General features: G+C 73.9%; 16 protein-coding genes. 8 read left to right on the top strand and 8 right to left on the bottom strand.

Annotation, left to right across the window (positions count from 1 at the left end):
- The first annotated feature begins 131 nt into the window (after nt 1-131).
- Together MLV88_RS20560 and MLV88_RS20555 are read left to right on the top strand one after the other, a co-directional pair.
- Nucleotides 132-1067: an isoaspartyl peptidase/L-asparaginase family protein gene (locus MLV88_RS20560; protein WP_242339764.1), complete on the top strand. Its 936-nt coding sequence runs from the start codon at nt 132-134 to the stop codon at nt 1065-1067.
- A gap of 350 nt (nt 1068-1417) precedes the next feature.
- Nucleotides 1418-1930: a hypothetical protein gene (locus tag MLV88_RS20555; RefSeq protein WP_243338543.1), complete on the top strand. Its 513-nt coding sequence runs from the start codon at nt 1418-1420 to the stop codon at nt 1928-1930.
- Between the two features lie 159 nt (nt 1931-2089).
- Here the strand turns inward: MLV88_RS20555 and MLV88_RS20550 are convergent, their stop codons facing one another.
- The 4 genes from MLV88_RS20550 to MLV88_RS20535 all read right to left on the bottom strand — a co-directional run bounded on the left by MLV88_RS20550 (nt 2090) and on the right by MLV88_RS20535 (nt 5925).
- Nucleotides 2090-2803, bottom strand: coding sequence for a head GIN domain-containing protein (locus MLV88_RS20550; RefSeq protein ID WP_242339773.1), 714 nt, complete (start codon nt 2801-2803; stop codon nt 2090-2092).
- A 115-nt stretch (nt 2804-2918) separates the two neighbouring features.
- Nucleotides 2919-3683: a slipin family protein gene (locus MLV88_RS20545; RefSeq protein ID WP_242339775.1), complete on the bottom strand. Its 765-nt coding sequence runs from the start codon at nt 3681-3683 to the stop codon at nt 2919-2921.
- 53 nt (nt 3684-3736) lie between these two features.
- Nucleotides 3737-5098, bottom strand: coding sequence for an NfeD family protein (locus MLV88_RS20540; protein WP_242339777.1), 1362 nt, complete (start codon nt 5096-5098; stop codon nt 3737-3739).
- Nucleotides 5099-5100: 2 nt separating this feature from the next.
- Complete coding sequence (locus MLV88_RS20535; protein ID WP_242339779.1) at nt 5101-5925, bottom strand: uracil-DNA glycosylase; 825 nt, start codon at nt 5923-5925, stop codon at nt 5101-5103.
- A gap of 75 nt (nt 5926-6000) precedes the next feature.
- Here MLV88_RS20535 and MLV88_RS20530 point away from each other — a divergent pair, with 75 nt between their 5' ends.
- Nucleotides 6001-6945, top strand: a complete 945-nt coding sequence (locus tag MLV88_RS20530; RefSeq protein WP_242339781.1) for a zinc dependent phospholipase C family protein — start codon at nt 6001-6003, stop codon at nt 6943-6945.
- 89 nt (nt 6946-7034) lie between these two features.
- Here the strand turns inward: MLV88_RS20530 and coaBC are convergent, their stop codons facing one another.
- Entirely contained in the window at nt 7035-8255 is a 1221-nt protein-coding gene (coaBC, locus tag MLV88_RS20525; protein ID WP_242339783.1) for a bifunctional phosphopantothenoylcysteine decarboxylase/phosphopantothenate--cysteine ligase CoaBC, read from the bottom strand.
- Between the two features lie 128 nt (nt 8256-8383).
- On the opposite strand from coaBC, the gene MLV88_RS20520 reads away from it, so the two are divergent.
- Complete coding sequence (locus MLV88_RS20520) at nt 8384-9367, top strand: type II CAAX endopeptidase family protein (protein ID WP_242361244.1); 984 nt, start codon at nt 8384-8386, stop codon at nt 9365-9367.
- A 57-nt stretch (nt 9368-9424) separates the two neighbouring features.
- Here the strand turns inward: MLV88_RS20520 and MLV88_RS20515 are convergent, their stop codons facing one another.
- On the bottom strand, nt 9425-9970 hold the full coding sequence (locus MLV88_RS20515; protein WP_242339787.1) for a hypothetical protein: 546 nt from the start codon (nt 9968-9970) through the stop codon (nt 9425-9427).
- Between the two features lie 196 nt (nt 9971-10166).
- Between MLV88_RS20515 and MLV88_RS20510 the strand changes: the two genes are divergently transcribed.
- Together MLV88_RS20510 and MLV88_RS20505 are read left to right on the top strand one after the other, a co-directional pair.
- Entirely contained in the window at nt 10167-11726 is a 1560-nt protein-coding gene (locus MLV88_RS20510; RefSeq protein WP_242339790.1) for a hybrid sensor histidine kinase/response regulator, read from the top strand.
- Between the two features lie 71 nt (nt 11727-11797).
- Nucleotides 11798-12382 carry an alpha/beta hydrolase gene (locus tag MLV88_RS20505; protein ID WP_242339792.1) on the top strand — a complete coding sequence of 195 codons (585 nt, stop codon included), beginning with the start codon at nt 11798-11800 and terminating at the stop codon, nt 12380-12382.
- A gap of 59 nt (nt 12383-12441) precedes the next feature.
- Here the strand turns inward: MLV88_RS20505 and MLV88_RS20500 are convergent, their stop codons facing one another.
- The gene (locus tag MLV88_RS20500; RefSeq protein ID WP_242339794.1) at nt 12442-13668 is read right to left on the bottom strand and encodes a class I SAM-dependent rRNA methyltransferase; all 1227 of its coding nucleotides are present in this window, start codon (nt 13666-13668) and stop codon (nt 12442-12444) included.
- Entirely contained in the window at nt 13665-14999 is a 1335-nt protein-coding gene (locus MLV88_RS20495) for a radical SAM protein (RefSeq protein ID WP_242339796.1), read from the bottom strand. The genes MLV88_RS20500 and MLV88_RS20495 overlap by 4 nt, the downstream gene beginning before the upstream one ends.
- Before the next feature lie 336 nt (nt 15000-15335).
- Between MLV88_RS20495 and MLV88_RS20490 the strand changes: the two genes are divergently transcribed.
- Nucleotides 15336-15974 carry a sigma-70 family RNA polymerase sigma factor gene (locus tag MLV88_RS20490; RefSeq protein WP_242339798.1) on the top strand — a complete coding sequence of 213 codons (639 nt, stop codon included), beginning with the start codon at nt 15336-15338 and terminating at the stop codon, nt 15972-15974.
- A 20-nt stretch (nt 15975-15994) separates the two neighbouring features.
- The gene (locus MLV88_RS20485) at nt 15995-16825 is read left to right on the top strand and encodes an anti-sigma factor family protein (protein WP_242339800.1); all 831 of its coding nucleotides are present in this window, start codon (nt 15995-15997) and stop codon (nt 16823-16825) included.
- Nucleotides 16826-16899: the final 74 nt, after the last annotated feature.

Below are 16899 nucleotides of genomic sequence, written 5' to 3'. Positions count from 1 at the left end.
GTCGTCGGGAGCTCCGGAGGGACCTCCGGGCGCCCGGGAACATAGGATGCGCCGATCCGGCGCGCCAACCGAAGCTTTACCGCGCCGGCCTTGCCCGCGCGCGGCGCCCTCTCTAACCTGCCGACCCCGACATGCCCCCTGCCGCCTCGCCCGCCATCATCGTCCACGGCGGAGCCGGAAGCCTCGGTTCCGATGACCCAGCCTCATCCGGGGGCGCCGACGCCCCGCGCCTGGAGGGCGTCCGCCGGGCCTGCGAGGCGGGCCAGGCGGTGCTCCGCGCCGGCGGGAGCGCGCTCGACGCGGTGGAGACCGCGGTGCGGGTGCTCGAGGACGACCCCACCTACAACGCGGGCACCGGCGCCACCCTCACCGCCGCGGGCGACGTGGAGCTCGACGCCTCGATCATGGACGGCGAGACGCTCCGCTGCGGCGCGGTCGCGGTGGTGAAGGACGTGCGGAACCCGGTGACCCTAGCGCGCGCGGTGATGGAGCGGTCGCAGCACGTGCTGCTCGCCGGGCCGGGCGCGTCCGCGTTCGCGCGCGAGGCGGGGATCCCGCCGTACGAGAACGCGCTGCTCGTGACGGCCCGCCAGCGCGCGCGATGGGAGGAGGCGCGCGCCGCTGCGGCCGGGACCGGGCCCGCGGGGACCTTGCCCGGGAAGAAGTTCGGGACGGTCGGCGCGGTCGCGCGCGACGCGCGGGGACACCTCGCCGCCGCGACCTCGACGGGCGGCATGCAGCTGAAGCTCCCGGGCCGCGTCGGCGACACGCCGCTCATCGGCTGCGGCACCTACGCCGACGACGCGCTCGCCGCCGTCTCGTGTACCGGCCATGGCGAGCGGATCATCCAGCTCACGCTCGCGCGCTTCGTCGCGGATCGCGTCGGTCGCGGCGCGACGCCCATGGACGCGGCGCGCGAGGCCATCGCCGCGCTCGGCCGTCGCGTGCGAGGAGAGGGCGGCGTGATCGTCGTCGGACCGCGCGGAGAGGTCGGCTTCGCGCACAACACCCCGGTGATGAGCCGGGCCTGGACGACTCCGGACGGAGACGTGGTCGCGGAGCTCTGATCATGAGCGCCGCCGTCCTCCATCTCGACCCAGCCAGCCGGTCGGCTCCGCGCGCGGTGCGCGCCTCATCTCCTTCGCCCGCCTGCCCGGGCCCTCATCACGTTCCTCGATGGGAAGACGCTCAGGAGCCCGGCGAGCGCGACGCCGCAGGGGAAGTCCCACGGTCTCGCGTCATGGCCCGGGGTCACGCCTTGGATGAACTCCACCTGACCGTCGAATTCGCCGCGCGTCGCCGTCGGCGGGGGATGCGCCGGGCCTCCGCGACGCACAGCCTCGGGCCGACGGGCCATGGAGACCCGGCGAACGGAGGAGGTCGGGGGATGAACTGGAGTCAGCGAGTGAGGACGGGCGTGTTCGGCTGTGCGATGGGCGCGATGCTGACGCTACCGACCCTGGCGGCGGCCCACCTGCCACCCTCGTGCCCCGAGACGTGGAACCCGGCGGCGCAGCCCGAGAAGTTCGATGGGGTTCCGGGCGGGTGGTCGACCGCTCCGGGCACGAAGAACGAGGCCACGCCGCAGAATCCGGACGGCTTCTTCCTCCTGCAGTCGGCGGATGGGCACGGCCTCAAGCTCTACAACGGGTGCCCTGGCATCGGCGGCGTCGAGGACGGGAACGGCGACGGCGAGCAGATCGACGCGCTCGTCGTCCCGGACGGCACCGCCATCAAGTACACCGAGGCGAACGGCAAGGCGCCGGGCTGGAAGCTGATGGCCGGCAGCAAATCGGGTAACCCCCACTCCGACTACGTCTACGTTCACGTGTGGGGCCAGGGAGATCTCTGGATCTGCGACGAGAAGGACGCGACCGCGTGCACCTGCTGCTACGTGCCGCCGCCGCCCTTCACGCCGCCGGCGGACTGATGGCGCTGATCGCTCGAGTCGACCCGGCCCACCGCTCGCCCTTCGACAGGCTCGGAGGCGAGCAGTCTTTGCTCCGCTCCTGCTGAGCGCTTCAAGCACGAGCGGGTCCCGGCATCGAGAGGCCGTCCCGTCGCGGGGCGGCCTCTCGCATTCCAGCCACTAGCCTCCGCGCGAGATGCTGCCGCTCCCCGCGGACTTCGCCTCCTCCACTCGCCCCTCGCCGTGCCACGTCACGTCACCCGAGCCGCTCGTGCGCGCGCGGAGGGCTCCGCCACCGAGCGTCAGCTCCACGGCGCCCGACCCGGACGTACGGACGTCGGCGTCGTGCGCGGTGAGCTCTCGCGCGCGGATGTCGCCCGACCCCATCGTGCGCCCGACGAGGGTCTCCGCCTTGCCCGCGAGGGTGATCTCGCCCGAGCCCCTCGTCGTGACCTCGAGCCGCGCCGCCTCGCCCCGCCAGCGGATCTCGCCCGAGCCGGTCGTGTCGAGCGCGAGGTCTCCCTTGCCGCCGTCGACGACCGCCTCGCCCGAGCCGCGGGTCTCGAGCGCCCGGAGCTCCGGGACGGTCACGATGACGCGCGCCTCGCGGGACGGCCGGACGTCGTCATCGGTGTCCACCACGAGCGTGCTGCCCTCGACGCGCGCGCGGACGTGAGGCTGGAGGTTGGAGTCGACCACGACCGACACCGCGCGTGGCGGACCGACCTTCACGACCGCGTCGACGGCGCCGCGCAGCGAGATGCGATCGAAGGCGCCGGTCTCGCGCTGCTCGGTGGTGACGTTCCCGTCGCCGTCCAGGCGTCCGCGAGCGAGGGCGGGCGTGGCGGCGGAGAGGGTGGCGACGGCGGCGACGGCCGCGAGGGCGAGGCGCATGGAGGCTCCCGATCGGACGAAAAGCGGCCGAGGGATGCCCGGCCCGTGCGCCGGACACCCCCCGCCGGTCCTCTCTCCCCAGAGGGACGGATCGCTCTACGCGCGCGCCGCGGAGTTATTTCGCGGCCGGGAGCTTCCCCAGGTCGAGGAACGGCTTCACGAGGTCGATGGGGAGGGGGAACACCACGGTGGAGTTCTTCTCCGCGGCGATCTCGACGAGGGTCTGGAGGTAGCGGAGCTGCAGCGCGCCGGGGGAGCGGGCGATGACGTCGGCGGCCTGGCCGAGCTTCTCGGCGGCCTGGTACTCGCCCTCGGCCGCGATGACCTTCGAGCGCCGCTCTCGCTCCGCCTCGGCCTGCTTCGCCATCGCGCGCCGCATCTCGTCCGGGAGGTCCACCTGCTTCACCTCGACCGCGGTGACCTTCACGCCCCACGGCTCGGTGTGACGATCGATGATCTCCTGGAGCTGGCGGTTGATCTTGTCGCGCTGGCTGAGGAGGTCGTCGAGCTCCACCTGGCCGAGCACGGAGCGGAGCGTCGTCTGGGCGAACTGGCTCGTCGCGAACAGGAAGTCCGTCACCTGGAGGAAGGCGCGGTCCGCCTGGAGCACGCGGAAGTAGATGACCGCGTTCACCTTCACGGAGACGTTGTCCCGCGTGATGACGTCCTGCGGCGGCACCTGCTCCGCGGTGATGCGCATGTCGATGATGATCATCCGGTCGATGAACGGGATGATCCACTTGAGCCCCGCGGTGCGGATGCCGGCGAACCGGCCGAGCCGCAGGATCACGCCCTGCTCGTACTCGTTGATGATCCGGATGCCGGAGAGGAACCAGAGCAGGACGACGGCGATGGGGATGGCGATTCCGATGAGCGGCACGTCTGGACCTCCAGGACCGTTCGTGGAGCGGCTTGCTTCGCAGCGTGGCCCTACTATCCCGCGGCGGCCGCCTCCGCGACCACCTTCACGGTGAGACCGTCGACCGCGACGACGCGGACGCGCGCCCCCTTCGGGATCGGGAGCGCGCTGCGCGCCTGCCAGTACTCACCGTGGACGAAGACCTCGCCCGCGGCCGGGCCGACGTCCGAGAGCGCCTCGCCCGCGCTGCCGAGGAGGCCGGGCGCCCCGAGCTGCAGCGGGCGCCGCCGCGTCGCGGCGATCTTCCAGGCCATGAAGCCGAGCGCGAGCGCGACCGCGATGGGCGTGGGCCAGACGATCCAGGGGGAGATCCGGAGCGCGCCCGGCGCGAAGCGGTAGTCGGGCGAGGCCTGATCCACGAAGAAGAGCAGGCCGAGCACGAGGCACGCCGTCCCTCCGAGGCCCGCGAGGCCGTGGGTCGTGACGTAGGCCTCCACGACGAGGAGCGCCGCCCCCACGAGCAGGAGGATCACCGCGCCCGCGTTCACCGGGATGACCCGCATCCCCATGAAGCCGAGGAAGAGCGCGAACGCGCCGACGACGCCCGGCACGAAGGAGCCGGGGTGGTACAGCTCGAGCGCGATCCCGAGGGTGCCGACGAGCATGAGGATCGCGAGGACGTTCGGGTCGGCGAGGAAGGACAGGAGCTTCTGGCGGAGCGTCTTCTCGTAGGGCTCGAGCGCGGCGCCGCGGGTCCGCAGCGTGCTCTCTCCGGCGGAGGTCTTCACCTTGCGCCCGTCCGCGGCGTCGAGCGCGGAGCGGAGGTCCGGCGCGGTGAAGTCCACGACGCGCTGCTTCACCGCGTCGGCCGAGGTGATGGCGACGCTCTCGCGGACCGCGCGCTCCGCCCAGTCGGCGTTCCGGCCGCGGGCGGCCGCGACGCTGCGCGCGAAGGCGGCGGTGTCGTTCTCCACCTTCTTCGCCATGTCCTTGCCGGCCTCCTCCGCGACGTCGCGGCCGGAGCCGGTCACCGGATGGGCGGCGCCGATGTTGGAGGTCGGGTGCATCGCCGCGACGTCCGCGGCGAGCGTGAGGAACACGCCCGCCGAGCCCGCCCGCGCGCCGGCGGGGCCGACCCACACGACGATCGGGGTGGGCGAGGCGAGCATCGCCTGCACGATCTCGCGGGTGGCGTCGAGCGCGCCGCCCGGCGTGTCGAGGGTGACGGCGAGCGCCGCGTAGCCGCCCTCGCGCGCCTTCGCGAGCCCCGCCTCGACGTACTCCGCGGTCCCGCCGGTGATCGGACCGCGGATCTCCAGCGTGAGCACCCGCTGCGCGCCGGCAGCGGGCGGCGCGACGGGGGCGGCGAGCGCGAGCGCCGCCGCGATCGCGGCCGTGGCCGCGACGGTGAGGCGCGCTCTCGAGAGAAGGCGCATGGCTACCTCCGCGGCGTGGGCCGCCCGAGCTCCTTCATGACGAGCTGCAGGTCCTCCCACGCCTTCTTCTTCTCCTCCGGGCTGCGGAGGAGATAGGCCGGGTGGAACGTCGGCATGAGCTTCACGCCGCCGTAGGTCGACCAGCGACCGCGGAGCCTGCTGATGGGCGTCGGGTCGCGGAGCAGGGTCTGCGCCGCGAACTTGCCGAGCGCGACGATCACCTTCGGTGAGATGGCGTCGATCTGCCGGCGCAGGAACGGCTCGCACGCCGCGATCTCGTCCGGCTCGGGGTTGCGGTTCCCGGGGGGGCGGCACTTCACCACGTTCGCGATGTAGACGTCCTCGCGCCGGAAGCCCATCGCCTCGATCATCCGGGTGAGGAGCTGCCCCGCCTTGCCGACGAAGGGCTCTCCTTGCGCGTCCTCGTCGGCCCCCGGCCCCTCGCCGACGAACATCAGCTCCGCCTGCGGGTTGCCCACGCCGAACACGAGGTGCGTCCGGCCTCCGGCGAGCTTGCAGCGCGTGCACTCGCCGAGGTCCTGCCGCAGCGCGAGCAGCGCGGGGCTGCCGCACCCCTTGCCGGCGAGGGAGTACTCGCCCTCGGAGGGCGCCGGCGAGCTCCCCACGCCGGGAGGAGGTGGCGCGGCCGGGGCGGTCGGGGCGGCTCGAATCGCTCCCTGCGGCGGCGGCTCCCTCGAGGTGGACGGCGGCAACACCGGTTCGGGGATCTCGGCGACGCCCGCGGAGCGCAGCCACGTGAGGTGGCGAAGCGCCTCCTCGGCGACTCGCGCGAGCTCCTCGCTCCCCTGCCCGACGTGCTTGCTCACGGCCGCTCGACCCCACGAGAAATACGGATCCGCGCGTTGCGACGCGACTGATCCGGAACCTAGAATCCCGACCAGATGACCACGAAGCGCCTGCTCGCCACCCTGCCACTTGCCGTCGTCGCGCTGCTCGTCCTGTTCCTACCGTCCGAGGCCCACGCGTGGGGCCCGCTCGCGCACCTCAGCTTCTCGGCGCAGGCGCTCGCCAGCCTCGGCGCGGTGCAGCCCTCGATGCGCGGCCTGCTCCAGGACTTCGGCCACGACTTCCTGTACGGGTCGCTCGCGGCGGACATCGTGGTCGGCAAGAACATGGCCAGGTACCTGTACCACTGTCACAACTGGCGCGTGGGCTTCAACGTCTTCAAGCAAGCGAAGCCCGGCGCGGAGCAGGCGTTCGCGCTCGGCTTCCTCGCCCACCTCTCCGCCGACACGGTCGCCCACAACTACTACGTCCCGTTCAAGACGGTCGCCTCGTTCCACAAGACGAACACGCGCCACGCCTACTGGGAGCTGCGCTACGACCAGCGCATGGACCGGACGCTGTCGCGGCTCGCCCGGCAGGTCTCGACCCGCGCGCTGCGCGAGCACGACGCCTTCCTGGACCGGACGCTCGCGGGCGCGTCGGTGCTCCCCTTCGGCGTCTCGAAGCAGCTCTTCCGCTCGCTCCTGGCGAGCGCGCGCATGACCCGGTTCCACCACGTGTCGCGCTCGCTGCTCGCGCCCGAGCGGAACCTGGTGCTCGAGCCGGACCTCGTCACCGAGACGAACGGCCTCGCGCTCGAGGCGATCCTCGGCCTGCTCACCGAGGGCGAGCGCTGCCAGGCCGCCCGCGCGGACGCCACCGGGGCGCGCAACATCCGGCTCGCGAGCGACCTCCGCAAGCAGCTCAAGCAGCGCACCGCGCGGCGGTACGTCCTCGCCCGCGACGCCCACGAGATCGCGGCGGAGACCCGCGAGAGCTTCCGCGGCGCGATCGAGGGCAAGCTCGTCCTGCCGTCCTCGCTCGCGAAGCTGGTCGCCTGAAGACGGACCGCGATCCGGCCCCGCTCATCCCCGTGGCTGGCGAGCGCCTTCCGGAACGGCGCCGTGAAGCGCCGTTCCTCGACGGCCTGCTAGCTCGCCTTCGGCCGCCGCCCGTCGAGCACCGGGAGGATCCAGTCGAGGATCGCCTCGGCGACCTGCTCCTTCGTCCCCTCGATCTCGGCGAGCTCGCCCGACGAGACGAGGGCGACCCGGTTCGTGTCCGAGCCGAAGCCGGCGCCGGGCGCGCCCACCTTGTTCGCGACCACGAGATCGCAGCGCTTGGCCTTCAGCTTCTCGCGCGCGTGGACGATGACGTCCTCCGTCTCGGCGGCGAACCCGACCAGCACCGGCGCGTCCGGACGGTCCGCGAGCCGCGCGCCGAGCCCGGCGAGGATGTCCGGCGTGCGCGCGAGGACGAGCGTCTCCTCCCCCGGGGACTTCTTCCGCTTCTGCGGCGCGACCTCGCGCGGCCGGTAGTCGGACACCGCTGCCGCGCCCACGAAGAGATCCATGCCCCCGGCCGCCGCGTCCACCGCGCGCGCCATCTCCTCCGCGGTCTCGACGCGCACGACCCGGACGCCGGCGGGGTCGGCGAGCGCGGTGGGCCCGGAGACGAGCGTCACCTCCGCGCCGCGGCGCGCCGCCGTCGCCGCCACCGCGTAGCCCATCTTCCCGGTCGAGGGGTTCGAGATGAAGCGCACCGGGTCGATGGGCTCCCGCGTCGGCCCCGCGGTGACGACCACGCGGCGCCCGGCGAGGTCCTGCCGGCCGAGGAGCCGCGCCGCCGCGAGCGCGATCTGCGCCGGGTCGGCGAGGCGCCCCTCCCCCACGTCCCCGTCCGCGAGCTCCCCCGCCTCCGGGCCGACGACGTGCATCCCGCGCGCGCGGAGCGCCGCGAGGTTCTCCTGGACCGCCGCGTTCGCCCACATCCGCGTGTTCATCGCCGGCGCCACGAGCACGGGGCACCGCATCGCGAGGAGCGTGGTCGTCACGCCGTCGTCGCCCATGCCCGCACGGATCCGCGCGATGAGATCGGCCGTGGCCGGCGCGACGATGGCGAGGTCCGCCGAGCGGGCGAGGCCGAGGTGCCCGTAGGCGAGGTCGGCCGCGGGATCGAGCAGGTCGACGAGGACGGGCGCGCCGGAGATCGCCTGGAAGGTGAGCGGCCCGACGAAGCGCGTCGCGGCCGGCGTCATGGCGACGCGCAGCGTGCCGCCGCCCTTCACGACGAGGCGCCCGACCTCGCAGGCCTTGTACGCGGCGATGCCGCCGCCGACGCACAGGACGACCGTGCGGTTGCGGAAGTTCATGCGGGCCATCTTACAGCGTTGCCCGTTCGGACCGCGCCCGTCGTGAGGCGCGAGGGTGGCGTCGCGCTCCGGGCAAGCGAAAGGCCCGGACGGGCGGCGCTCGAAGCGCTTTGCGGCGGGCCCACCCGATGCCATCCTGCGCGGGCGTGGATCCCAGCCCCGCCCCATCCGAACCGACGGCCGCGCCCCGGCCGGCGAGGAAGAGCGCGCTCGCGTTCTTCGGGGTGCTGCTCGTGCTGTTCCTGCCGGGGCTCCTCGCGCAGGCGCTCCACGTCTTCGCCGGCCTCGTCTGGTCGGAGCTGTTCGTCTTCCTCCTGCCCGCGCTCGTGCTCACGCTGGGCTCCAACCTGCGCGCCGTCCCGTACCTCCGGCTCGGGCGCGTGCGCCCCGCCGCGGTGGTGCTGGGCGCGCTCTGCGGCGTCGCCGGGACCCTCCTCGCCATGGCCGTCATGGCGGCCGCGCAGCAGGTCATGCCGCGCTCCTGGATCGAGACCTTCGACGTCGCGAAGCTCTTCGATCGCCCGCTCGCCGAGCGCGTCTTCCTCGCGGTCGTCGCGACGTTCGTCGCCCCGCCGTGCGAGGAGATCGCCTTTCGCGGGTACCTGCAGACGACGCTGCTCGCGCGGCGTGCGCCGGCCGTCGCGATCGCCGGCTCGAGCCTGCTCTTCGCGGTCATCCACCTCGACCCGGTCCGCTTCCCGGCCCTGCTCGTGCTCGGCGCCGTGTTCGGGTGGCTCGCGTGGCGCTCGGGCTCGCTGTGGCCCGCCGTCGCCGCCCACGCCGCGAACAACGGCCTCGTCTCGCTGTTCGCCATCGCCGCGCCGCGCGCGGCGCCCGAGGTGGAGAACCCGCCCCTCCTGGCGCTGCTCGGCGCGCTCGTCCTCGGCGCGGCGGCGCTCGCGCCGCTCCTCGCGGCGTTCCGCTCCGTCGCGGCGGGGCCGCTCTCCCCGGAGACCGCGCTCGTCCTGCGCGATCCGGCCGATCCCTCGACCCGCTTCCGGCCGGGGCGGGTGCCCGCGTGGCTCCGGCTCACGCTGCTCCTCGGCCTTCAGATCCTGCTCGCGCTCGTCCTCGCCGTCCGGATGGGCCTCTTGCCCGGCGCGCGGCGCTGAGCCGCCCTCGGGGCGCGAAGCACGAGCGGGGGAGATCGAGGCGAGCGGCCGCGTCCGTCAGATCGACCCGCGCGGCGCCGGCCCCATCCCCTCGTCCTTGGGCGGCTTGCCGCACTCGGCCATCGTGTCCTCGACGAGCTGCGCGAGCCGCCCTCGCTTCTGCGTGTCGAGGAGCGCGTCGAGCTCGTCGCGCCGCGCCTCGGGGTCGGCCCGCAGGAGGGAGCGGTACGCCCTGAGCACGCTCTCGATGCCCGCGGTCTGGACCGCCACCCAGTCGTCCTTGGCGCGCGGGTGCTCGATGAGGTAGGTCGCCATCCCGAAGATGGACTGGAGGTACAGAGCCCGCCCGTGAGGGCCGGAGTCCTCCACGAGGACGTCCAGCGGACCCGAGCAGCTCCGCACCTGGACGTCGGGGATCGCGACGATCCAGTCGAGGAGCCAGCGGCGGGAGTCGTTCGCGTCGCGCGCGAGCGGGTCCTTCTCGAGCTTGCGCGTGGTCTGCACCGCGCGCCGGCGCTCCTCGGCCGTCGAGGGTCCGCGCGCGCCCGCGAGGGCGGGGACGAGGAGCGCGAGCGCGGTGGCGACGAGCAGCGGGCGGATCACGTGGACCTCCGGAGCAGGTGGGCCGGATCCGAGCATGGGTCGCGCCACACGTCGAGCGCGACCGCACCGTCTCCTCCTTGGGGCGGAACCTCGGTAGGCCCCTCGACAACGCGGTGCGGGTAAGCGAGCTATCGACCCACGGCGGCGGGGTGCGGGCGCCCTGCGGGGCGGCGGAGGCGGGGACCGGAGGCATTCGATGGGCAACGATGGTTCGCAGCTCGAAGACCGGGTCCTCCTGCTCATGCCCACCGCCCACGGCGCCGACCTGGCGGGGCCGGCGCTGCGCCGCGCGGGGCTGAACGTCGTCTCCCTCTCCGACACGACCACGCTCGCCAGCGAGCTCGGCCGCGGCGCGGCGGCGCTGGTGCTCGAGGCGGAGGCCCTCGGCCCGGACGCCCTCACCGAGCTCTCCGGCGCGCTCGGGCTGCAGGAGGCGTGGTCGGACCTGCCGGTCATCGTCCTGTGCCCCGCCGGCCTGCGCCTGCCCGCCGCGTCGCCTGCGCCGGAGACCCTCGAGGCGCTCGGCAACGTGACGCTCGTCGAGCGGCCCGCGCAGGTCCTCACCCTCCTCGGCGCGGTGAAGCTCGCGGTACGCAACCGCCGCCGCCAGTACGCCGCGCGCGACCTCATGCGCCAGCTCGGACGCGCGGTGGACGCCCGCGACGAGTTCCTCGCGATGCTCGGCCACGAGCTGCGCAACCCGCTCGGCGCGATCCTCCTCGCGCTGCCGCTCGTCCGCGCCTCCGACGACGAGCGCCCCCGCGGGATCATCGACCGCCAGGCGCGGCGGCTCGCGCGGCTCGTCGACGACCTGCTCGAGGTCTCGCGCGTCACCCGCGGGCAGATCACGCTGCGGCGCGAGGTCGTCGACCTCAACGAGATCGTCGGCGAGGCGGTGGCGGGGCTCGCCGAGGCCGCGAGGCTCCAGGGGCTCGACCTCGCGGTGTCCCTCTGGCGCGAGCGCGTCCCCGTCCACGCCGACTCGGTCCGCGTGGAGCAGATCGTCGCGAACCTCCTCGCGAACGCGCTCAAGTACACGCCCTCCGGCGGGCGCGTCACCGTGCTCGTCGCCCGGCGCAACGAGAAGGCCTCGATCCGCGTCTGCGACGACGGGATCGGCATCCCGCCCGAGATGATCTCCCGCATCTTCGAGCCGTTCACCCAGGCCGCGACGACCATCGACCGCGCCCAGGGTGGGCTGGGGCTCGGCCTCGCGCTCGTGAAGCGGCTCGTCGACCAGCACGGCGGCACCGTCGAGGCGCGGAGCCCGGGGCCGGGCCTGGGGAGCGAGTTCGAGGTGTCGCTCCCGATCGCCGCGGTCACCGAGGCGGGGGAGCGGCCCCTGCCCCGCCAGGAGCCGCGCGCGGGCAAGCTCCGCGTCCTCGTCGTGGAGGACAACGAGGACAACCGCGACGCGCTCCGCCTGCTCGTCGAGCACCTCGGCCACGAGGTCGACGCGGTCGAGGACGGGCTCCGCGGCGTCGCGCGCGCCCTCTCGGATCACCCCGACGTGATGCTCGTGGACATCGGCTTGCCCGGGCTCGACGGCTACGAGGTCGCGCGGCGGGTCCGCGGCGCGCTCGGCCAGGGCGTGAAGCTCGTCGCCGTGACGGGCTACGGGCAGCCGGAGGACCGGCGCCGCGCCATCGCCGCCGGCTTCGACCAGCACCTCACGAAGCCGGTGGACTACGACACGCTCTTCCGGCTGTTCAAGCCGGGCTCGTGGTCGTCGCCGGTCGGAGCGGCCGCGGGCTGACGCGCCGCTCCGGGCCGCCCGGGCGCGCGCGCTGCGCGTCGCCCCGGCGCCGCGGCTACAATCGCCTCCGCATGGTCATGACCGGCCAGTTCCTGGAGCGGCCCGCGCTCGTGGACGTGCAGGGGCTCGTGCTCGAGGCGCTCTATCACCGCGGGTCACGCCGCCCGGCGCTGCTCGTCTGCCCGCCCCTCGGCGGCGGCGGCATGGACGCGCCGCCCGTGGCCGAGCTCGCCTGGAGCGCGGCGCGCGCGGGGCACCCCTCGCTCAGGTTCCAGCACCGGGGCGTCGGCGCCTCGCAGGGCGCGCCGGATCCCGCGCGCGCGCTCGACGACGCCCTCGCCGCGCTGCGACACCTCGCCGAGACCGCCGGTGGATCCATCGCGCTCGCGGGGGTGGGGTCCGGCTGCGAGACCGCGCTCGCCCTCGCGGCGGCGCGTCCCGAGCTCGCGCGGCTCGTGCTCGTCGCCCCGGAGCGCGCGCCGCGCCCGGCGGCCGGCGCGCGCGTGCTCGTGCTCGTCCCGGAGCACGGCGCGCGGGTGCAGACCGGGGAGTGCGAGGGAGCGCAGGTGGACACGGTGCCGGACGCGGACGCGCTCTTCCGGGCGGGGCTGCCGGAGATGGGGCGGAGGGCGGTGGAGTGGATCGGGAGGGGTTGAGGGGGTCCGCCGGTAGCAGAACCCGCGACCGCGACCGCGACCCCGACCTCGACCGCCCCCTACCCCACCCGCCGCAGCACGAGGCACTTCAAGTATCGCCCCTCCCGGAACTGGAGGGACACCGGGTGGTCCGGGGTCTGCCGCGTCTCCTCGACGAGCTGCAGCTCCAGCTTCGCCTTGTACGCGGCCTCCTTCACCGCCTCGGTGAACTGCTCGGCCGAGACGCGCGCGGAGCAGCTCGCGGTGACGAGCAGGCCGCCCGGGGCGAGCACGGCGAGCGCGGCGCGGTTCAGGGACGCGTAGCCCGCGAGCGCGGCGTCGACCGCCTTCTGCGACTTCGCGAACGCCGGGGGATCGCAGACGACGAGATCGAACCGGCGGCCCTCCCGCTTGTACCGGGCGAGCAGCTCGAACGCGTCCTCGGTCGCGAACGCGTGATCGGCCGGGTCGAGGCCGTTCGCGCGGAAGTTCTCGCGCGCGAGCGCGATGGCGTCCCTGTCCACGTCCACCGACACGACGTGACGCGCGCCGCCGAGCGCGGCCGCGACCGAGAAGCCTCCCGTGTAGCTGAACAGGTTCAGCGCCTCCGGCCGCCCCGCTGCGAGCGCGCGCACGCGGCGGCGGTTCTCGCGCTGGTCGAGGAAGTGGCCGGTCTTCTGCCCGCGCCGCACGTCCACGAGCACCTGCATCCCGTGCTCGTCGTAGGCGATCCGCTCCGGCGGCTCCGCGCCCCACAGGACGCGGCCCTGCGGCGCCCCGGCGTCGGCGTCGTCGAGGTCGTCGCGCGGGATCTCGTCCCGTCCGAACACGCCGGCGAGCCCCTCGGCCTCCGCCCGCAGCGCCTCCACGATCGCCGCGCGGTGGGGGGTGAGGCCGGCGGAGTAGAGCTTCAGCACCGCGAAGGTGTCGTAGCGATCCGCCACGACGCCGGGCAGCCCGTCCGACTCGCCGTGCACGAGCCTGAAGCCGGTCGTGCCGTGGACGAGCTCGCGCCGGAGCGCGATCGCGCGCGCGATCCGGCGGCGCCAGTACGCCGCGTCGATGGCCTCGGCGGGCTCCCGCGTCAGGATCCGCACGGAGATGGCGGAGTGCGGATCGTAGTAGCCGCGCGCGACGAACCGCCCCTCCTCGGTCACGTCCACGATGGCGCCCGCGGGGAGCCCCTTCGGCGCCCGCTCCACAGCCTTGCGGAACACCCACGGATGGCCCGCGCGCAGGTGGCGCGCGAGGTCCTTGCGCAGCTCCAGCTCCGCCTCGCCGCGCACCGCGCTGCCGACTGCCCTCATCGCGCCTCCGCCCTGGCGCGCCTCGCGCGCCGGCCCGTGCGCGCGCGCTCCTCGCGCGCGCGTGAGAAGTTCCCCACGACGAGCCCCGGCCGCGCCGCCTTCAGCTCGGCCACGAGTCGCCGGATCCCGAGGGCGCGTCCCGCCCCGCCGCGGCCTCGCGCGAGCTCCGCGTAGACGTCCGGATCGAGCGCGAGCGGCCGCGTCTGGACCTGGTCCACACCCGTCTCGGCGACGAGCCGGCACAGCCGCTCCGCCTCGCCCTCGCGGTCGGTGACGCCCGGGAAGGTGAGCAGGTTCAGCGCGACGTACGCGCCCTTCGCCTTCGCGACGTGGAGCGAGCGCACGACGTCCTCGAGGCCGTAGCCGCTCGGGCGGTAGTACGCCGCGTACAGGTCGGGCGAGGCCGAGTTCGTCGAGATCCGCACCGAGTCGAGCCCCGCGTCGCAGAGCTTCCCGAGCGCGGCCGGGAGCGAGCCGTTCGTGTTCGCGTGCAGCGAGCCGCGCGGAGTCTCCGCCCGCACGCGCCGGAGCGCCCGCTCGATCTCCTTCCAGCGCGTGAGCGGCTCCCCCTCGCAGCCCTGGCCGAAGCTCACCATCACGTGCCCCGTCGCGCGCGCGAGGTGGCGCAGGGCCACCTCCGCCATCTCGTCCGCGGTCGGCGCCTGCGCGATCCGCTCGTGGCTCGAGGGCGGCATCCCCTCCTGCTGCTCGGAGAGGCAGCCGACGCACGAGGCGTTGCACGACGCCGACGCCGGGATCGCCCCCTCGTCCCGGCCGTAGAACGTGTTCTGCGCGGTGAAGCAGCGCCACTCGAGCGCGCAGCGCGCGAGCTGCCGGTAGATGGGGTTGTCGGACTCCTCGAGCGTGCGCGCGACGAGGTCGGGGAGCTCCTCGGTCGAGTGCGCGGCCGGGCTCCAGTGGCTCCGGCGATCCGTGTGCAGGGCCCACGCGACGGGACCGCGCGCGCCGAGGGCCGCGGCCGTGTACGCCCACTGCGGGAGGATCGGCGCCTCGCCGGTCGTGGGGAGGGCCGCCCTGGCCGCGGCTGGCAGGAACGTCCGCGTGTACCCCGGCGGCAAGGTGGCGCCCACGGCGTGCGGCTTCACCCTCCTGCGCCCGATCTTGACCTCGTGGAGGACGATCGGTTCGCCCGTCGCCGGATCGAGGCCCACGGGCCGCCGGCCCGGGAGCATGCAGAGGGACGCCCCCTCGGGGAGGTCGAGCGGGCGCTCGCGCGTCGCGAGGATCTCGTCGCCGCTCCGCACGGCGGCGTCGAGCTCGGGGTGGTCGTAGACGTTTCCGCGGTCGTCCGCGAAGAGGAGCTTCGGCATTCGGCGTTCTATCTAAGCGTGGCGCGCGGCGTCGCCCGGGCGGAGGGTACGATCTCGCGGCCCGCGGTCATACCACGCAGGCGGCCGGCCAGGCGCCCGCCTCCGCGCCCGTGCCTCCGCTCCGGCTCGCGCCTCGGAGGCATGCGTACCCCCTCAGGGCCGATTAGAATTCGCGGGTCCTTTCCGTCATCTCGACTGCATGCACCCCTGGCGACCGGGCGCGGGGGTGAGGCGCGGGAATCGTTTCGGCCGGCTGCTCGTTCCCTGGGTCGTGGTACGAGGGAAGCGGAGCACGGACGAGCGGAATAGAACCCGGGTGGGAGACACGAACCCCTGATGTTCGATCTGAGACAGACCGATCTCACGCGTGGCGAGTTCGAGGAGCTCGCGCTCAAGCACCTCGACCCGCTGTACTCCGCGGCCCTCCGGCTCACCAAGAACGACCGCGACGCGGAGGATCTCGTCCAGGACACGTTCCTGCGGGCCTACCGGTTCTTCGAGAAGTTCGAGCGAGGAACCAACATGAAGGCCTGGCTGTTCAAGATCCTGACGAACACCTTCATCAACCGCTACCGGCGGTCGGTGAAGGAGCGGAACATCGTCGAGGGATCCGAGCGCGACGCCGTGCACGAGCGGTTCGTGTCGAGGGAGGCGGCGGAGTTCGCCGCGAACCCGGAGCAGTACTTCTTCGACCGGCTGCTGTCCGACGACGTGCTCAAGGCCGTCGACTCGCTCCCCATCGACTTCCGGCTCGTCGTGATCCTCGCGGACCTCCAGGAGTTCTCGTACAAGGAGATCGCCGAGATCCTGGACGTCCCGGTGGGCACCGTCATGAGCCGCCTGTACCGCGGGCGGCGCCTCCTCCAGAAGGCGCTCGCGAGCTACGCGGTGGTCTCGGGCGTGCTGCAGGAGGTCGGGGAAGACGGCAGCATCGACCTCGAGACGTATCGGAAGCGCCGCGGCAAGTCGGCGTAAGGCCCCGGCGGAACGCGCCCATGGCGATCGAACCCACGCTCATCGCGGCCCTCGAATGCAGCGACGTCGAGCGCTCGGTCGATCCGTACCTCGACCGCGAGTTCGACGAGCGCGAGCGGTCCGAGATGGACGTCCACCTCGCCGCGTGCCCGCGCTGCCGCGCGCTCGTCGAGCGGCAGGCCCGGATGCGCGCCGCGCTGCGCGCGAAGCTCCGCGAGGCGCTCGGTGAGGACGCACCCTCCGGCCGCGCCCCGCCCGCGCTCCGCACCCGCATCGAGGGGGCCCTCGCGCGCCGCCGCAAGCCGCTCTGGCGCCGCGCCCTCGCGCCCATCCCGATCGCCACCCTCGCCGCCTGCGTCGCGGGCGTCCTGCTCGTGCTCTGGCTCGATCCCCTCGGCCACGGCGGCAGCCCGCTCCTGGAGGACGCGATCCGCAAGCACCACCGCGAGCTCCCGCTCGAGGTGACCTTCACCGATCCCGAGAGCGGCATCCCCGGCTGGTTCGCCGGGAAGCTCGACTTCAACCCGGCTCCGCCACGCTTCCGCGCCGCCGGCGTGCAGGTGCTGGGCGCGCGCCTGTCGCACATCGGCGCGTGGCCGGCCGCCTACATCCGCTACCAGCTCCCCCGCGGCCAGGCCGGCCTGTTCATCGTCGACGATCCCGACGGCCGGTTCGACGCGTCCGGGCGCGAGGTGAAGATCGGGCCGCACAAGGTCAAGATCGCGACCGCCCGCGGCTACAACGTGGCGGTCTGGCGCCAGGACGAGATCGTCTACTCCCTCGTCTCCGACCTCGACGAAGCTCAGCTCTTCGATCTCGTCCAGACTGCGCAGGCCGACGCCTCTCATTAGCCGCGCATTTTGATCCGCGCCCGGGCTGGGGTAGAGTTTCCCAGCCTTTTCCGCGCGGTTGCCTCATCGCCGCG

The organism is Anaeromyxobacter soli (assembly GCF_022808855.1).
Taxonomy (GTDB): Bacteria; Myxococcota; Myxococcia; order Myxococcales; family Anaeromyxobacteraceae; genus Anaeromyxobacter; species Anaeromyxobacter soli.
This window is presented reverse-complemented; position numbering and strand designations above follow the sequence as displayed.

What these genes read in the sequence shown, in the direction of transcription:
- MLV88_RS20560 (WP_242339764.1), top strand. Translation starts at nt 132, where the DNA reads ATGCCCCCTGCCGCCTCGCCCGCCATCATCGTCCACGGCGGAGCCGGA.
- MLV88_RS20550 (WP_242339773.1), bottom strand. Translation starts at nt 2,803, where the DNA reads ATGCGCCTCGCCCTCGCGGCCGTCGCCGCCGTCGCCACCCTCTCCGCC.
- MLV88_RS20540 (WP_242339777.1), bottom strand. Translation starts at nt 5,098, where the DNA reads ATGCGCCTTCTCTCGAGAGCGCGCCTCACCGTCGCGGCCACGGCCGCG.
- MLV88_RS20530 (WP_242339781.1), top strand. Translation starts at nt 6,001, where the DNA reads ATGACCACGAAGCGCCTGCTCGCCACCCTGCCACTTGCCGTCGTCGCG.
- coaBC (WP_242339783.1), bottom strand. Translation starts at nt 8,255, where the DNA reads ATGAACTTCCGCAACCGCACGGTCGTCCTGTGCGTCGGCGGCGGCATC.
- MLV88_RS20520 (WP_242361244.1), top strand. Translation starts at nt 8,384, where the DNA reads ATGCCATCCTGCGCGGGCGTGGATCCCAGCCCCGCCCCATCCGAACCG.
- MLV88_RS20510 (WP_242339790.1), top strand. Translation starts at nt 10,167, where the DNA reads ATGGGCAACGATGGTTCGCAGCTCGAAGACCGGGTCCTCCTGCTCATG.
- MLV88_RS20505 (WP_242339792.1), top strand. Translation starts at nt 11,798, where the DNA reads ATGGTCATGACCGGCCAGTTCCTGGAGCGGCCCGCGCTCGTGGACGTG.
- MLV88_RS20500 (WP_242339794.1), bottom strand. Translation starts at nt 13,668, where the DNA reads ATGAGGGCAGTCGGCAGCGCGGTGCGCGGCGAGGCGGAGCTGGAGCTG.
- MLV88_RS20495 (WP_242339796.1), bottom strand. Translation starts at nt 14,999, where the DNA reads ATGCCGAAGCTCCTCTTCGCGGACGACCGCGGAAACGTCTACGACCAC.
- MLV88_RS20490 (WP_242339798.1), top strand. Translation starts at nt 15,336, where the DNA reads ATGTTCGATCTGAGACAGACCGATCTCACGCGTGGCGAGTTCGAGGAG.
- MLV88_RS20485 (WP_242339800.1), top strand. Translation starts at nt 15,995, where the DNA reads ATGGCGATCGAACCCACGCTCATCGCGGCCCTCGAATGCAGCGACGTC.